The following is a 16,424-nucleotide window of genomic DNA, read 5'->3' on the forward strand; positions in this document are numbered from 1 at the left end:
CCAAAAAAGACGGCCCGCGGTGACCGCGGGCCGCCAGGCGGGGAGGGCCTTAGAAGTCCACGGCCACGGTCAGCTGCGTGAAGCGCGGCGACTGGAAGCCGATCGGCTGCATGAAGCTGGCGCTGGTGTCGTTGGAGATGGTGGTCTGCAGGTCCTGGTCCACCTGTACCGTGCGCTGCTGGTTGAGCAGGTTGTACACGGCCAGTTTCACGCGCAGGTTGCCGCCGCCCTGGAAGGGCAGGATGTAGCTGATGCCGGCATTGAGCGTGTAGGTCCAGGGCAGGCGGCCGTAGGCGCCGCGGGGCGAACGCTCGTACACGCGATCCTCGGAATTGGGCGACGTGCAGTTCTCCACGCAGATGAAGTAGCTGTGGTAGTTCTGCGCGTCATACGGGTTGCCCACGCCGAAGCCGGTGATCGGGCCGCCCGAATGGACGTCCATGTCGCCGCTGACCTGCCAGTGCGGGGTGATCGCATAGGCGCCGCGCAGCTTCAGTTGGTGGCGGCGATCGTTCGGCAGGTAGCCGTCGCCGCCGAAGTTCACCCACGGATCGTCGAAGTTCTCGGTGCGGCCGGTGTCGTCGAAGTTCGTGTCGGAGTTGACCGGACCTTCGGCGTTGCCGCGGTTCCAGGCCAGCACGTAGGACGCGTTGAACGACCACTTCTCGTCCCACGCGCGGTCGAGCTGGAACTCCAGCGAGGTGTAGGTGCGCTTGGGCTTCACCCAGCCGCGCTGGCCCAGGTAGTTGCCGTCGGCGTCGTACAGCGCCCAGCCTTCCTTGGAAGTGTCGACCGTCAGGTAGCCGTCGGCGGTGCCGTCACAGTTGGTGTCGCCCCAGACCGTGACCTTCTCGCCCGGGTTGGCCATCACCCAGCCGACATAGCCATTCTCGCCGCACTGCGCGGTGGCGCTGATTTCCATGTCGTCGATGGCGTTGTGCAGGCGGCGGTAGGTGCCGCTGACGCCCCACGACCAGTTGTTGCCGATCATCTGCTGGAACCCCAGGATCGCTTCGTCCTGGTAGACCGGGTCCATGTCGTGGTCGACTTCCGAACGCAGGTCGCCGACGGTGCCGTCGCCCTGCGAGGTGTCGACCGGGCCGATCTGCGGACCCAGCCGCGGCACGACGTAGCTGACGCCGTTGAGCTCGCGCGTCTCCCAGCCGTCGAACGCGTAGAAGGTGCGCTCGTCGAGCAGGCCGCCGGCCTGCTTGATGTTGATCACGTTGGCCACCGGCAGGAAGTAGCGGCCCAGGTTGCCGAACAGCTTGGTGGTGCCGTCGCCGGTCATGTCCCAGGAGAAGCCCAGGCGCGGCGCGATCTGGCGGTCCATCTTGATGTAGCTGTTGCCCGCCGAATCCTGGTTGTCGAAGCTGTCGTTGCGCAGGCCCATGTTGAGCACGAAGTTGGGCGTGATCTGCCAGTTGTCTTCCAGGTAGTACGCCGAGTCGATGGTCTTGAAGGTCCCCTCGATCTCGTAGCGGCGCGCACGGACGTAGTTGGTGTAGCCGGCCGGGATCACCCCGCCGTTGTCGATGGTGTCGCCCGCCGCACCGGCATACACGGTGTAGTAGAGCGCGCCGGGACCGGGGTAGTAGCGGCTGTATTCGGAGGTGTTGACCTCGTGGTCGTAGCCGAAGCGCAGCAGGTGGTCGCCCAGCGTCCACTCGAAGTCGGCGCGGCCCTGCTTGCGCTCGTCGTTGCGCTTTTCGACGCGCGTGCTGGTGGAGCAGCCCAGCTGCGGGCCGGGCGGCGGCACGGCAGTGGTGTCGTCGATGGCGACCGGGTTGCACTCGAGGTCCAGCTGCGAGCGGGTGAAGGCCTCGCGGTTGTTCTTGCCGTACATCAACTTCATCGACAGGTCGTTGGTCAGGTAACTGGTCCAGGTCAGCGCCCAGTTCTTGCCGCCGGTGTCGGTGTAGACCTCGTTGGTCTTGGTGCCGCGGGTGTCGGTGTCGTAGTCGTACTCGTAGACGTCGCCGACGTTCTTGTTCTTGTCGGAGAAGGCCATAAGCGACAGCGTGTTGCTGTCGGTGATGTTCCAGTCGACCGTGGTGCCCCAGAAGCCCTGGTCCGAGGAGTTGTCGGTGATCGCGTTGCCTTCGTCGTTCGTATTGCGGGGCGATGCGCCGCGCGCCTCGTACATGGCGAAGAAGAACAGTTTGTCCTTCACGATCGGGCCGGACGCCCACACGTTGGTCTTGATCAGCGAATCGCGGTCGCGGCTGGCGGTGATGTAGCGGTTGCCGTTGGCGTCGTAGTGGTTCGCCGCCACCGAATGCCAGTTGCCCGGCTCCATCGTGAGTTCGGCGCCCGCCTTGAACTCGTTGGTGCCCGAACGCGCCACGGCGTTGACCACGCCGCCGGTGGTGCGGCCGAACTCCACCGAATAGCCGCCGGTCTTGACCTGGAACTGGTCGTAGAAGGCGAACGGCGCCTCGGAGAAGCCGTTGCGGTTGTAGAAGTCGGTGACGTTGAGGCCGTTGACGTAGAACGCGTTCTCGGCGATCGAGGAGCCGCCGAAGGAGATGCCGCCGAAGCCGGCGTTGCCCTTGACCACGCCCGGCGCGAGCAGCGCCACCGAGGCGACGTTCTGGTCGACCGGCAGGCGCACCAGGTCGGCGCGCGAGACGATCGTGGCCGATTCGGTCGAGCTCACGTCGATCACCGGCAGCACCGAGCTGGTGACGTTGATGGTCGCCAGGCTGGTCGCGTCGACCGCGCCCAGGTCCACCGTGGTCGTGGTGCCCAGCGCGACGGTCACGTTGCGGGTCGGGCCGACCTGCTGGCCGCCGCTGGTCGCGCTGATGGTGTACTGGCCTACCGGCAGGTACGGCAGGCGGTAGTTGCCCTCGTCGTCGGCGATGACCGAGCGGGTCAAGCCGGTGTCCGGGCTGGTCACCGTCACCGTGGCGCCGGCCTGGGTGTGGCCGGCCACCGTGCCGTCGGTGTTGGCCGCCTGCGCCGGTGGCGCGCCAAAGGCGGCGAGCGCCAGTCCGAGTGCCGTGCCGAGCACGGTCCTGCGCATGTTCCAAACCTTGCTGCTCATTTCCCCTACTCCCCTCGACGCCGGGTCGATGTCAGATGAACTTGTTGGTTACTTGTCGTTGCGTCCGTGCAGGAACTGCCAGTCGAAGTGGTAATCCCACTTGTCGAAATAGAGATTGCCGCCGCGCCACTCGACCTCGCCGCGCTGCGAGTCGACCGTTTCGGAGCGCGGGAACTGCTTGGCCGGCACGAACGGGCGGCTGAAGTCGTCGTTGAACGCGATGCGGTAGGCGTCCAGGCCGCCCAGGTAGAACCAGCGCAGGCGCGGATCGTCGCCGGGCTTGGGTTCGAGCTGGCCGAAGGTCACGTCCACCGGCACCCAGCCGTAGGGGGCGAGATAGAGCTGGCCCCAGTCGTGGATGTTGTCGTAGTCGACGTCGGAGAACATCCAGCCGGACTGCCAGCGCGCCGGGATGCCGTTCAGGCGCAGCAGGGTGAGCAGCAGCAGTGTCTGCTCGCCGCAGTCGCCGTGGCCGGCGTGCAGGGTGTAGTCGCTGATGTTGCTGATCGTGGAGTATTCGCGCGCGCCCGCCCAGGGGACCCGGTCGACGGCCGCGAACAGTTTCTGCGCGATGCGGTAAGGGTTTTTTTCCCCACCCACCACCTTGCGCGAGAACGCGCGCAGGTCGTCGGTGAAGACGATGTGCGGCGCGCGTTGTTCGACGAAAGGTTTCAGTTCGGGCGTGATCGTGGCCGGCACCACTTTGTCCGGGTCGATCGGGTGGGATTGCGCGCGCAGGGTCAGCTCGTAGGTGAGCTTGAACACGGTCGGCTGGCCGGCCTTCGCCGGCGCCTCCATGTAGGCGGTGCGCTGCAGCGTGTCCACCGGCGCGACACGCGCGCCGGCCGGTTGGCTGGCGACGAAGCGGATGTCGTCCTGCTGGCCGGGGATGGCGCGCGGGTAGGGGATCCAGGCCTTGACCGTCTCTCCGGCCGGCACGGCGTTGGCGTCGACGGTGACCGTCTGGGTCACGCGCACGCGCATCGGCAGTACGCCGGCCTTGCCGGTCGCGAGCGCCTCGCGGAAGGCGGCGCGGTGGTGGTCGTTCAACGTCTCGTTGGGGCCGTCGGCGATCGGCGTCTGCACCGCGCGGCGATCGCGTGCCTCGGCGCTCAGGCGATACAGATTGGACGGTGCGCGGTTGAAGTAGAGCGTGCGGCCGTCGATCACCATGTGTTCGAGCAGGCCGGCCTGGTCCCAGCGCGCGAACTCGGCGTCGGTGAGGTCGGGGATCTGCTTGCGGATGCGCGCCTTGGCTTCGTCGGCGGTCAGCGTGAAGTCGAGCAGGATGCGATGCATGCGCTCGCGCTGGAACTCGAGCGCCTCACGTGCTTCGGGCGCAAGGCCCGGCTGTGCGAGCGCGGCGTCGATGGCCTTGCGGGCGGCATCGAAGTGGCCCTGGTCGATCTGCGCCACGATGGCGGCCGGGCCGGGCGGCGGCAGGCTGGCCAGCGCAGGGATCGCGCAGCAGAGCAGGCCCGCCAGGGCCGCGCACGCCAGTGCCCGCCGGTGCGCCGGTTCGTGTTTGCCTCGCGTCGCTGGCACCCTCGTCATCGCACAACGCCCCCGCCAGTTGGCATCAAGGCCTTGTGTAACACGCTTGCAAAAGGTGGTCAATAATTTATGCTTCGGGATAACGTATGAGGAATGGCATATTCCTGACGCGACGCATGAGGGGTAGCGCGTGATCCACACGGTATGGCCGTACCTGGCCGTGATGCTGCTGGCTGCCGGTCTGTTCCCGGCGCTGGAGCGGCGAACCGGCTGGCGGGTGTTCAACGTGCTGCCGCCGATCGTCTTCACCTACCTGCTGGTGACCGCACTGGCGGTGACCGGGCTGTGGGAGGTCAACGACGAAATCCACGCCGCGCAGTCGATGCTGGTCTCGCGCATGGTGCCGGCGCTGCTGTTCCTGCTGATGATCAACTGCGACCTGCGCGCGATCTTCAAGCTGGGGCCGCGGGTGCTGGGCGTGTTCGCCTGCACCTCGGTAAGCCTGTTCATCGCCTTCATTGCCACCTTCCTGATCTACCGGCGCTGGTTGCCGGGCGATGCCTGGCACCCGCTGGCGGCGCTGTCGGGCAGTTGGGTGGGTGGTACGGCGAACATGATCGCGGTGAAGCAGGCGATCGGCATGTCGGACCAGCACCTGGCGATGAGCCTGCTGACCGACGCGCTCTGCTATTCGACCTGGGTGGCCGTGCTGTTCGCGGTGGCGCGGCTGGCGCCGGCGTTCAACCGTTGGACCAGGGCCAAGTCGACCGGCGACCTGCCGGTGGCCGAGGCGAAGGCGACCGGGCCGACCACCCCCGATTCGGTGCTGCTGTGGCTGGGCATGGCGCTGGCGGCGGCGGCGCTGAGCGCCTGGCTGGCCGGGTACCTGCCGACCTCGACCATGATCAGCCCCACCACCTGGACGATCCTGCTCGCCACCGGCGCGGGGCTGGTGGTGGCGCACACGCCGCTCGCGCGCTATCCCGGCGCGGGGACCATCTCCAGTGCGATGCTGATCAGCGTGGTGGCGGTGCTCGCCTCGCAGAGCAACTTCCACGGTATCGGCGCGGCGCCGTTGTATCTGCTGTGCGGCGTGACCATCATCGCGTTGCACGCGGTGTTGCTGGTCGGGTTCGCCAAGCTGTTCCGTTTCGATCTCTACCTGTGCGGGATCTCCTCGCTGGCCCACATCGGCGGCGTCGCGGCCACGCCGGTGCTGGCGGCGAGTTATTCGCGCGCGCTGGTGCCGGTGGGCATCCTGCTCGCGCTGCTGGGCTACATACTGGGCACCGGTTTCGGCCTGCTGGTCGCGTCGATCATGTCGGCGCTGGCCGGAACCTGACCCCATGAGGACCACGACCATGCGAACCCTTCTTCCTTCGGCGCTGCTGGCCCTGCTGCTGGCGACGCAGCCGCTGCATGCGCGCGAGCAGCTGTCCACCCTGCCGGTGCCGCCATCGGGCGTGCTGGGCGTGGGCGAGGCGCAACTGACGCCTGCGTTCTGGATCGGTCTGCAATCGCAGCCTGACAAGGTGATCCTCAGCCGCGCACAGATCGAGGCGCAGAACGCGAAGCTGTTCGCGCAGGACAGGTCCATGCACGAACTGGCTAAGCTGCCGGCGACCTTGAGCGCCGCACAGGTCCGTGGCTGGATCGAGGATCTTGCCCATCCGCCGGCCAAGCCGCTCTACGACGTCGATGGCAAGCCGGTGCCGCAGGCGACGCTGAAGCAGATCGTCGATGCGCGTGCGCTCGATGCGATTCCCGCCAGCCAGAAGACCCGCTTCGGGCTGGTGGTGCGCCGCGCCGCGCTGCGCACCTTTCCGACCACGCTGCGCGTGTTCAGCCATCCGGGCGACACCGACATCGACCGCTTCCAGGAAACGGCCGAGTTCCCCGGCACGCCGGTGGTGATCGCCCATGCCACCCGCGACGGCCGCTGGCTGTTCGTGGTGAGCCCGCGCTACGCCGCCTGGACCGAGGCGAAGAACATCGCCGAAGGCAGCCGGGACGCCGTGCTGGGCTACGCCGACAAGACGCCGTATCGCATCGTCACCGGCGCCAAGGTCTACACCGTCTACACCCGCGAGGCCCCGGCCGTCTCGCAGGTGGAGCTGGACATGGGCACGCGCGTGCCGGTGCTCACCGACTTGGCCGCAGACCAGGCGGTCAACGGCCAGACGCCCTATGCAGCGCACGTGATCGAGTTGCCGGTACGCAAGGCCGACGGCTCGCTCGCCTTCAGCCCGGCGCTGATCCAGAAGAACGCTGACACCGCCGCCGACTACCTGCCGCTGACCGCGCGCAACCTGATCACCCAGGCGTTCAAGTTCCTGGGCGAGCGCTACGGCTGGGGCCATGCCTACGACGGGCGCGACTGCTCCGGTTTCGTCTCGGACGTCTACCGCTCGATGGGCGTGCAGATGCCGCGCAACACTTCCAGCCAGGGCGTGAGCCCTGCGTTTGCAAAGCGGACCTTCACCGAAGCCAGCACGCATGAACAACGCATGCAGGCGGCGCACGCGCTGCAGCTCGGCGACATGGTCTACATCCCCGGCCACGTGATGATGTCGCTGGGCCAGTGGCAGGGACAGCCGTGGGTGATCCACGACGTGCTGGGCATGAGCTACCGCAAGGCCGACGGCTCGACCGCGCGCGTGACGCTCAACGCCGTCTCGGTCACGCCGTTGCTTCCGATGCTCTACGGCAAGGATTCGACCTTCATCGACCACATGACCAGCAACGTGCGGATGCGGCCCTAGCGTTCCTGCGGAAGGGCCGGTGGGCGCCAACCCACCCTACGGACAACAGAAGACCAAGAACATCATGAAGATCACAGACATCCAGTTCGGCATGCTGCGGGTGCCCTTGAAGACACCCTTCAAGACCGCGTTGCGCACCGTCAACCAGGTGGAAGACATCGTGGTGATGGTGCACACCGACACCGGCCAGGTCGGCTACGGCGAGGCGCCGGCCACCGCGGTGATCACCGGCGACACGCACGGCTCGATCGTCGATGCGATCCGCCATTACATCTCCCCGCGCCTGGTCGGCCAGGAAATCGCCAACCTCAACCGGATCACCCACCTGATCCAGGGCTCGATGGAAAAAAACTCCTCCGCCAAAGCGGCGGTGGAGATCGCCATCTACGACCTGTGGGGCCAGCTCTACGGCGCGCCGCTGTACAAGCTGCTGGGTGGCGGCGACCCCGTGATCACCACCGACATCACCATCAGCGTGGACTACATCGACAAGATGGTCGCCGACTCGGTCGCGGCGGTGGAGCGCGGTTTCGAGTCGCTCAAGATCAAGGTCGGCAAGGACATCGGCGTCGACATCGAGCGGGTCAAGGCGATCTACGCGGCGGTGGAAGGCCGCGCGCTGCTGCGCCTGGACGCCAACCAGGGCTGGACCGCCAAACAGGCGGTGTACGCGCTGCAGACGCTGGAAGAGGCCGGCATCAAGCTGGAGCTGGTCGAGCAGCCGGTCAAGGCGCGCGACCTGGAAGGCATGCGCTACGTCACCGAGCGCGTGCACACCCCGGTGATGGCCGACGAGAGCGTGTTCGGTCCGATGGAAGTGATCGAGCTGATCCGCATGCGCGCGGCAGACATCATCAATATCAAGCTGATGAAGACCGGCGGCATCTCCAACGCGATCAAGATCGCCGATATCGCCGCGCTGCACGGCATCGACTGCATGATCGGCTGCATGCTCGAGTCTTCAATTAGTGTGGCGGCCGCCGTGCACGTGGCGGTGGCGCGCGCCGACGCGATCAGCAAGATCGACCTGGACGGACCGTCGCTGGCCCAGTTCAACCCGGTCGACGGTGGGGTAATCTTCAATGAATCGGAAATCTCCGTGACCGACGCCCCGGGCCTCGGCATCCGCGAGATCAGGGGCCTGGAGAGGATCGCCGACTGATGTCGCCGCTGGTCAAAATCCGTTCGGAACGCGACCAGATGTCGGCGGTCGAGCGGCGCGTGGCCGACTTCATCCTGGAAAACGCGCACCTGCTGCGCGACTACTCCTCGCAGCAGCTGGCCAATGCACTGGGGATCAGCCAGTCCAGCGTGGTCAAGTTCACCCAGAAGCTGGGCTTCAAGGGCTACCCCGACCTCAAGTACTCCGTCAGCGAGGCGATCGCCCGCGCCGACAACGGCGACGCGCCGGCGCTGGCGCGGGCAGGCGAGGGCGAGGAGGAAGGCCCGGGCGCACTGTGGCGGCAAAAAACCGAGGCGGAGGAGGCGAGCCGGCTGATCAATCCGCCCGAAGTGATCCACGCCATCGCGACCGCCATCGAGCAGGCCGGGCGCGCGGGCAAGGTTTTCATCATCGGCCTCGGCGAGGACGACATCTACGCGCGCAACTTTGCGCTGCGGCTGTCGCTGCTGGGCATTCTCACCGTGCACAACTTCGACACCGCGCGGATGACCGCGAACGTGTCGGCGGCCGGCGCCGGCGACGTGCTGCTGGTGTTCTCCGAGCACGGCAACCATCCGGCGCTGTGCAAGATCGCGCGCTACTTCCGCGAGCGGCGCGGAAAGGTGATCACCGTCACCCGGCACACCGCCAATCCGCTGCGCACGCTGGCCGACATCCAGTTGCTGGTGAGCGCGCACGACGAGCGGCCTTACATCCAGCCGCTGCTCTACCAGTCGGCGCTGCAGCACCTGCTGGACAATGTGTTCGTGCGCCTGTGCGAGGAACACGACGATCGCCATGCACAGCTCTTGGCCAACCTGGAGCGCATCCAGTTGATGTTGGAGCCGTGAGGTGGCCGTTCGCTCTTGCGCTTGCCATCCACGCGGGCAGGCGCTCGCTTACCCCGAGAGATTGATTTCCCATGCGTAACTGTCTGCTGCTGGGTCTGGCGTTGGTCTTCGCCGGAAATGCCGTCGCCGCGGCCGACGAATCCGCCGCCTGGTCCGACGCCGGCCAGATGGTCGTGGTCACCACGCCCGGCTGGAACGTCAACCACGGCACCCTGCGCACCTACGAGCGCACCGCCGACGGCTGGAAGGAAGCCGGCGCGCCCGCCCCGGTCACCATCGGCAAGGCCGGCGCGGGCTGGGGGCTCGGCCTCAACGCCCCGCGCCACGACGGCCCGGTCAAGCGCGAGGGCGACCTGCGCAGCCCGGCCGGCGTCTTCGACATCGGCGAGGCGTTCGGCTACGCCGCCAAGGCGGACACCGCGATGCCCTACCGCGCGCTCAGCGCCACCGACTATTGCGTCGACGTCAGCGGCGCGCCCCAGTACAACCGCATCGTCGACGCCAAGGTCGCGGGCGAGAAGGCGGTAGAGGGTTCCACCGAACCGATGCGCCGCGACCTGCACGTGCACGGCGACCAGCGTTACCGGCAGGGCTTCGTGATCGAGCACAACCCGCAGCAGCGCGCGCAGGGTGGCAGCTGCATCTTTGCCCATCTGTGGAAGTCGCCGGTCGACGCGACTACCGGTTGCACCGCCATGGATCCCTCGCTGATGCACCGCCTGCTGGCATGGCTGCGTCCGGACGAGCATCCGGTGTTCGTGCTGTTGCCCGCGTCTACCTATGAAAAGCTGCAGGCCGAATGGCATCTGCCGGCGCTGGAGGAAGCGGCACGATGAGCCCCACCGCGCGCGTGCTGAGCGGCCTGGCCGCCGGCGCCATCCTCGGCCTGGTCCTGGCGGCGTGGAATCCACTGGTGGCCGCGCAAGTGGCCGACGTGGTGTACCCGGTCGGCAAGCTCTGGCTCAACGGCCTGCAGATGACGGTCGTGCCGCTGGTGCTCGCGTTGGTGGTGGTCGGCGTCAATACGGCTACCGACGCGGCGGCGTCCGGGCGCATCGCGCGGCGCGCGATCGTGGTGTTCATCCTGTTGCTGTTGCTCGGTGCGTTGTTCACCGCCGCGGCGGCGCCGGCGCTGTTCTCGCTCTTCCCGCACAACCCGGCCCTGCGCGATGCGCTGGACCACGCGGTCGTGGGCAGCGCGGCGCAGGCCGCGCCGGTGAGTTGGTCGGCGGCGCTGATCGCGATGATTCCCAGCAACGCCATCATGGCCGCCGCGCAGAGCGCGATGCTGCCGCTGGTGGTGTTCGCGCTGTTCCTGGGCTTCGCGCTGACCCGCATCGCGCCCGCGCGGCGGGCCATGCTGGTGGAGTTCTTCCAGGCGATCGCCGACGCGATGATCGTGATCGTGCGCTGGGTGCTGTGGGTCGCGCCGCTGGGCGTGTTCGCGCTGATCCTGGGCGTGTGCGCGCGCTCGGGGCTGGGCATGCTGAGCGCGCTGGGCGTGTACGTGCTGGCGGAGATCGTGTTGTACCTGGCGGTGACCGCGATGATGTACGTGGTGGCGGTGGTCTGGGGCGGCGAGAAGCTGCGCCGCTTCGCCAGCGCGCTGCTGCCGCCGCAGGCGGTGGCGATCAGCACGCAGTCCTCGCTCGCCTCGTTGCCGGCGATGCTGGAAAGCGCCGAGCAACGGCTGGGCTATCCCAAGCAGGTCAACGCGCTCGTGCTGCCGATGGCGGTCACGCTGTGCCGCCTGACCAGCCCGGTGCAGTACCTGACCTCGGCTGCGTTCATCGCGTGGGCCTACGGCGTCGACCTGTCCGCCGCCCAACTGATTGCCGGCGCGTTGCTGGCGGTGGTGATCAGCCTGGGCTCGGTGGGCCTGCCCGGCGCGGTGACCTTCATCGCGACGAATCTCCCGGTGGCGCAGTCGATGGGGCTGCCGCTCGGGCCGCTGGGCCTGATGCTGGCGGTCGACACGCTGCCTGATGCCTTCGCCACCCTCGGCAACGTCACCGCCGACGTCACCGCGACCAGCGTGGTGGCAAGGCAGTCGCGCGATGCCGCGCCGGCGCAGCCAGACGCAGGCCAGGCATAACCCGCGCACAAACTTCCCCGCCTCCCCGCGACAGGGGAGGGATTCCCTGAGAGTCCCAGCATGCAATCGATCGAAACCGATGTGATCGTGATCGGCGCCGGCATGGCCGGTGCCTCGGTCGCCTATTTCCTCGCGCCGCACGCACGCGTGCTGGTGCTGGAGCGCGAGGCCTACGCCGGCATGCACTCCACCGGGCGTTCCGCGGCGCTGTTCAGCGAAACCTACGGCTCGCCGCAGGTGCGCGCGCTGACCCGCGCGACACGGCCGTTCCTCGACCATCCACCTGAGGGTTTCGCCAGCGCGCCGATCCTCACGCCGCGCGGTTCAACCGTGATCGGCACCGCCGCCGATGCCGACCGGGTGCGCGCGGAGTACGAGGCGATCCTGCCGTACACGCGCGATCTCGAGCTGCACGATGCCGCGCGCCTGCGTGCGAGCGTGCCGGTGCTGCGACCGGAAGCGGCCGCCATCGGCATGCATGAGCCGGGTGCCGCCGACATCGACGTCAACGAGCTGCACCAGGGTTTCCTGCGCGGCCTGCGCGCACGCGGCGGCCAGTTGCGCCTGGACGTGGCCATTCGCGCCATCGAACGCACGGCCGCCGGCTGGGAAGTCGAGGCGGGCGAGACGGTCTACCGCGCGCCACTGCTGCTCGACGCCGCCGGCGCGTGGGCCGACCAGGTCGCACGAATGGCCGGCGTCGCGCCGCTGGGCCTGCAACCGAAGCGCCGCTCGGCCTTCGTGTTCGAACCGCCGGCCGGCATGGATGTGCACCGCTGGCCGTTCGTCTGCGACATCGCCGAGACCTTCTACTTCAAGCCCGACGCTGGCCTGCTGCTCGGCTCGGCGGCCAATGCGGACCCGGTCGACCCGCACGACGTGCAGCCGGAGGAGTACGACATCGCGCTCGGCATCCACGGCATCGAGCAGGCCACCACCATCGAGATCCGCCGCCCGACCCGCACCTGGGCCGGCCTGCGCTCCTTCGTTGCCGATGGCGACCTGGTCGGCGGCTTCGCGCCAGATGCGCGAGGCTTCTTCTGGGTCGCCGCCCAGGGCGGCTACGGCATCCAGACCAGCGCCGCGATGGGCGAGGCCTGCGCAAACCTGGCACTGGGCCGGCCGTTGCCGGGCCCGCTGGCCGACGCCGGCATCACCGCGGAGATGCTGTCGCCCGCGCGCCTGTCCAGGTGAGGGCTTTCGCCGGGAGGTCCGGGCAGTAGGCAGTCACTTCGCTTTCGGAGGCCGCCGTGCAACGGATTTTGCGCGCACCGTCGGCGTTCTCCACGGAGCTGTTGCGCGAGGGCATAGACCCGGAACCACCGGCGCGTTCGGCCGGTGCAGCGGCCGGGAGGTTCGACGACTAGGCGGCGCGCCGCGGCCGGCGTACGACGCGCAGCTTGCCGCTGCCGCCGCCACCGCAGAAGAAGCGTTCGCCGTCGCTGTCCAGGCCGGAGACACCGGTGCCCTCGGGCATGTCGATGCGTTCCAGCACCGCGCCGTCGCGCGGGTCGATCCGGCGCAATTCGCTTTCGCCGCCTTCCCAGGTGCCGTGCCAGAGCTCGCCGTCCACCCAGGTGACGCCGGTGACGAAGCGGTTCGATTCGATGGTGCGCAGGATCGCGCCGGTGTCTGGGTCCAGCTGGTGGATCTTGCGGTCCTGGTACTCGCCCACCCACAGCGATCCTTCGGCCCAGGCCAGGCCCGAGTCGCTGCTGCCGGGGGCCGGAATGGCGGCGAGCACGCGGCCGGTCTGCGGATCGATCTTGTGGATCCGGTTCTCGGCGATCTGGTACAGGTGCCGGCCGTCGAAGGCGGTGCCCGCGTGCGCGGCCACCTCGATCGAGCGCAACGGCTTGCCGCTGTCCGGGTCCACGGCGGTGAGGCCTTCGCCGTCGGCGAACCACACCTGATGGCCGTCCCAGGTCACGCCATGGACCATGTCGACGCCCGGATAGGGACCCAGTTCGGCGAGGATGTCGGCTTGGGATCGTTTCATGCGGGGCATCCTAGTCGCCCGGTAGCGGGGCGGGGAGTAACAAGGCCGTCGCGAAACCGGGCATCGGCGGGCACATCCAGCGGCGCGCGCGCCCGCGGCCGAGTGACTGCACCTTGCCGGCCCCGGCGAGCGCGTCGAGCGAGCGCTGCACGGTGCGCTGACTGGCGCCGAGCGCCAGCGCGAGGGCCGAACTGGACCACGACTCGCCGTCGGCAAGCAGGGCGAGCACCGCCGCATGCGCCTCCTCGGCCGGCCGCGCCAGCACCGCAACGTCGCGCGCCGCATGTGGCATCAGCGCAAAACCCTGCTGCGTCGCGCGAACGTCGGCCAGGGGCCTGAGCAAGGCGCGCAGCCGGCCGATCTCCACGCGCAGCCGCGCGCGATGCGTTTCGTCCGGCAGCTTCGCGCGGAACGCCTGACGGATAAGCACTTCGCGCGGTACATCGCCGGGCCAGGCTTCCGCCAGCTTGCGGGCGAGTGCGAACAGCACCGGGCGGCTGGCCAGCGCGACCGTCGTGCCGGCGGCGTGCATGGCGTGGCGGCAGCCATCCAGCACCAGCGTCTCCGAGGCCAGCAGTGCTTCGACGTCCGCCAGCGGCAGCGATCGTTCCCCGTCCCTGGAAACCAGGCGCGCCGCGGGTGCATGCAGGGCCAGCGCCAGGCTCTCCACTTCCGCCGCCAGCGCCGGGATGCCCGCGTGGCGCACCGCGTGGCGGGCGCGTTCGAGTGCGGCCTGCGCCACCGCGGCCCGCAGTCGCCGCATGGCGATGCCGGCGACCGCCAGTTCGTGCGCCGTGCGCAGGGCGGGCGGCAGCAACGCGGGCCGGATCCCTTCGAGTTCGTGCTCGGCCTCGCGCAGGCGGCCGATCAGCAGGAGGCGGCGGATCGCGAGGCAGCGGGCGTGGGCGGCATTGATGTGGTCGCCATGCTCCTCCAGCGCCTCCCGTGCAGCCTCGAGCGTCTTCTCGGGCCAGCCCAGGTCACGCGAGACCAGCGCGATCTCCGCCTCGGCCACGACGCAGCGCGCGCGGGCCAGCGCCTCCTTCGGACCGAACGTGCGCGCGGCCTGCCGTACCAGCGCGCGGGCCCGGGCGAGATCGCCCAGCTGCGCCATCGCGATGCCGCGCAGTGCGAGCGCCGGCGCGTCCTCGCGAAGCGCGACGCGGTTCAGCGCGCCGAGCGGATCGCCGGCGGCAAGCGCGCGACCCGCGGCCACGATCAGGGAATCCATCGCAATCCCGCCAAAGTTGTCACTCCCGCCTGCCCACGCCGCCGCGCCAATCTAGCCCACGACCACCACGCGCGTCGCCACGGCGACCGCGCCATCCACGGGAGCGCGAAACATGGCAAGCCACGAGACCACCACACGAGAGCAATGGCTGGCAGAACGACTCGATCTGCTGGCAGCGGAAAAGGAACTCACCCGGCGCAGCGACGAACTGGCGCGACGTCGCCAGGCCCTGCCGTGGGTACGCATCGACAAGCCGTACCGCTTCATCACCGAGCTGGGCAGCGCCACGCTGGCGGAGCTGTTCCAGGGTCGCTCGCAGCTGATGGTCTATCACTTCATGTTCGGGCCCGACTATGCCGCCGGATGCCCATCCTGCTCGGCGATCGCCGACGGCTTCGACGGCATCGCGGTGCACCTGGCCAACCATGACGTGACACTGATGGCGGTATCGCGGGCGCCGCTGGACAAGCTGCTGGCCTACCGCCGGCGGATGGGCTGGTCGTTTCCGTGGGCGTCCGCCCATGGCGGCGATTTCGCGGAGGACTTCAACGTCGCCTTCGACGAGGCGCAGCAGCGCGCCGGCACGGTCGAGTACAACTACCGCCGTGGCGGCCACGCCATGGACGTGGTGCCCGCGCCCGCGCCGGTGGAGCAGTTCGCCGCCACCTGCGGCACCGACGCGCCGACCTACGCGCGCGACCGGCCGGGCATGAGCACCTTCGTCCTGGAAGACGGCGTGGTCTATCACAGCTATTCGACCTATGCGCGCGGCCTGGACGGGTTGTGGAACATGTACCAGTGGCTGGACCGGGCGCCGCGGGGGCGCAATGAGACCGGGATCTGGTGGCGTCGCCACGACGAATACGGCGGTGCGAAGCGCTGCATGGAGGCGCCATGCTGCGGCTGAGCCCCGCCGCGCCCGCGGGGTCGCCGCGAAAGGTTTCGCGGCGAGCGCTCCCGGGCATTCTGGCGCTGGCGTTCGCCGCCAGCGTGGCCGTCACGGTGCTCTGTGGCAACGCCACGGCCTCGATGGGTGCCATGCCCATGCCCGGGGGCTGGACACCGTCGATGGTTTGGATGCGGATGGGCGGGCAGGGCTGGCCCGCGGCGGCCGGAGGCTTCCTGCTCATGTGGATGCCCATGACGGCGGCGATGATGCTGCCGTCGCTGGGACCGGTGCTGTCGCGCTACGGCCGCGCGCTGGCATGCGCCGGCGTCCGGCGACCCGGTCGGGTCATGTCCGCGGCCGCGCTGGGCTATTTCCTCGTCTGGGCCGCGCTCGGCGCGGCGATCTATCCGTTCGGTGCCGCATTGGCACAGGCGGCGATGGGCCATCGGTGGCTGGCGCACGGGGTGGCGTTCGTGGCCCCGATGGTCGTAATGCTCGCCGGCGCGCTCCAGTTCACCGCATGGAAGGCGCGCCGCCTCGCCTGCTGCCGCGCGGCGCCGGGCGCCATGCCGACGTCACCCGGCAGCATGGCTGCGGGCCTTCGCCGTGGCGTACGCCTCGGGCTCGAGTGCGCTTGCTGCTGCGGCAACCTGATGGCGGTCTCGCTGGTCGCGGGAATGATGGACCTGCGAGCCATGGTGGCGGTGACGCTGGCGATCACGGCGGAGCGCCTGCTGCCCGCAGGCGAGCGGGTGGCCCGAGGCGTCGGTCTGCTCGCCGTCGGTGCCGGCGTGCTGTTGACCGTGCACGCCGTCAGCGGGGGCTGGCACCTCCGGCCCTGAACCCCCGGGCAAACCGGGTGGCGATTGCCACGGGATCGGCGCGGGCGGAT

Annotated in this window: 13 protein-coding genes; 9 read left to right on the top strand and 4 right to left on the bottom strand. The window is 68.9% G+C overall.

The window, feature by feature from the left end; translation table 11 throughout:
* Positions 1 to 49 precede the first annotated feature (49 nt).
* Both ACFWZ1_RS02200 and ACFWZ1_RS02205 read right to left on the bottom strand, forming a co-directional pair.
* On the bottom strand, positions 50 to 3,049 hold the full coding sequence (locus ACFWZ1_RS02200; protein WP_439665300.1) for a TonB-dependent receptor: 3,000 nt from the start codon (positions 3,047 to 3,049) through the stop codon (positions 50 to 52).
* Positions 3,050 to 3,097: 48 nt separating this feature from the next.
* Entirely contained in the window at positions 3,098 to 4,594 is a 1,497-nt protein-coding gene (locus ACFWZ1_RS02205; protein WP_439665301.1) for a transglutaminase-like domain-containing protein, read from the bottom strand.
* 139 nt (positions 4,595 to 4,733) lie between these two features.
* On the opposite strand from ACFWZ1_RS02205, the gene ACFWZ1_RS02210 reads away from it, so the two are divergent.
* The 7 genes from ACFWZ1_RS02210 to ACFWZ1_RS02240 all read left to right on the top strand — a co-directional run bounded on the left by ACFWZ1_RS02210 (position 4,734) and on the right by ACFWZ1_RS02240 (position 12,607).
* Complete coding sequence (locus ACFWZ1_RS02210; protein ID WP_439665302.1) at positions 4,734 to 5,885, top strand: DUF819 family protein; 1,152 nt, start codon at positions 4,734 to 4,736, stop codon at positions 5,883 to 5,885.
* A gap of 19 nt (positions 5,886 to 5,904) precedes the next feature.
* Positions 5,905 to 7,305 (top strand): C40 family peptidase, encoded by a 1,401-nt coding sequence (locus ACFWZ1_RS02215; protein WP_439665303.1) that lies wholly within the window; start codon positions 5,905 to 5,907, stop codon positions 7,303 to 7,305.
* Between the two features lie 64 nt (positions 7,306 to 7,369).
* Positions 7,370 to 8,467, top strand: a complete 1,098-nt coding sequence (locus tag ACFWZ1_RS02220; RefSeq protein ID WP_439665304.1) for a dipeptide epimerase — start codon at positions 7,370 to 7,372, stop codon at positions 8,465 to 8,467.
* Positions 8,467 to 9,318 carry a MurR/RpiR family transcriptional regulator gene (locus ACFWZ1_RS02225; RefSeq protein ID WP_439665305.1) on the top strand — a complete coding sequence of 284 codons (852 nt, stop codon included), beginning with the start codon at positions 8,467 to 8,469 and terminating at the stop codon, positions 9,316 to 9,318. Before ACFWZ1_RS02220 ends, ACFWZ1_RS02225 begins: the two co-directional genes overlap by 1 nt.
* A 71-nt stretch (positions 9,319 to 9,389) precedes the next feature.
* On the top strand, positions 9,390 to 10,154 hold the full coding sequence (locus ACFWZ1_RS02230) for a L,D-transpeptidase family protein (RefSeq protein ID WP_439665306.1): 765 nt from the start codon (positions 9,390 to 9,392) through the stop codon (positions 10,152 to 10,154).
* A complete protein-coding gene (locus ACFWZ1_RS02235; protein WP_439665307.1) occupies positions 10,151 to 11,413 on the top strand; it encodes a dicarboxylate/amino acid:cation symporter in 1,263 nt (420 codons plus the stop codon). The genes ACFWZ1_RS02230 and ACFWZ1_RS02235 overlap by 4 nt, the downstream gene beginning before the upstream one ends.
* A 60-nt stretch (positions 11,414 to 11,473) precedes the next feature.
* Positions 11,474 to 12,607: an NAD(P)/FAD-dependent oxidoreductase gene (locus ACFWZ1_RS02240; protein WP_439665308.1), complete on the top strand. Its 1,134-nt coding sequence runs from the start codon at positions 11,474 to 11,476 to the stop codon at positions 12,605 to 12,607.
* 169 nt (positions 12,608 to 12,776) lie between these two features.
* Here the strand turns inward: ACFWZ1_RS02240 and ACFWZ1_RS02245 are convergent, their stop codons facing one another.
* Both ACFWZ1_RS02245 and ACFWZ1_RS02250 read right to left on the bottom strand, forming a co-directional pair.
* Complete coding sequence (locus tag ACFWZ1_RS02245; RefSeq protein ID WP_439665309.1) at positions 12,777 to 13,412, bottom strand: Vgb family protein; 636 nt, start codon at positions 13,410 to 13,412, stop codon at positions 12,777 to 12,779.
* A gap of 10 nt (positions 13,413 to 13,422) precedes the next feature.
* Positions 13,423 to 14,643 carry a helix-turn-helix domain-containing protein gene (locus ACFWZ1_RS02250; protein WP_439665310.1) on the bottom strand — a complete coding sequence of 407 codons (1,221 nt, stop codon included), beginning with the start codon at positions 14,641 to 14,643 and terminating at the stop codon, positions 13,423 to 13,425.
* 112 nt (positions 14,644 to 14,755) lie between these two features.
* On the opposite strand from ACFWZ1_RS02250, the gene ACFWZ1_RS02255 reads away from it, so the two are divergent.
* Positions 14,756 to 15,550 (top strand): DUF899 domain-containing protein, encoded by a 795-nt coding sequence (locus ACFWZ1_RS02255; RefSeq protein WP_439665311.1) that lies wholly within the window; start codon positions 14,756 to 14,758, stop codon positions 15,548 to 15,550.
* Positions 15,538 to 16,374: a DUF2182 domain-containing protein gene (locus ACFWZ1_RS02260; RefSeq protein WP_439665312.1), complete on the top strand. Its 837-nt coding sequence runs from the start codon at positions 15,538 to 15,540 to the stop codon at positions 16,372 to 16,374. The genes ACFWZ1_RS02255 and ACFWZ1_RS02260 overlap by 13 nt, the downstream gene beginning before the upstream one ends.
* Positions 16,375 to 16,424 lie beyond the last annotated feature (50 nt).

It is taken from the genome of Frateuria sp. GZRe14 (assembly GCF_051900395.1).
Lineage (GTDB): Bacteria > Pseudomonadota > Gammaproteobacteria > Xanthomonadales > Rhodanobacteraceae > Frateuria_A > Frateuria_A edaphi.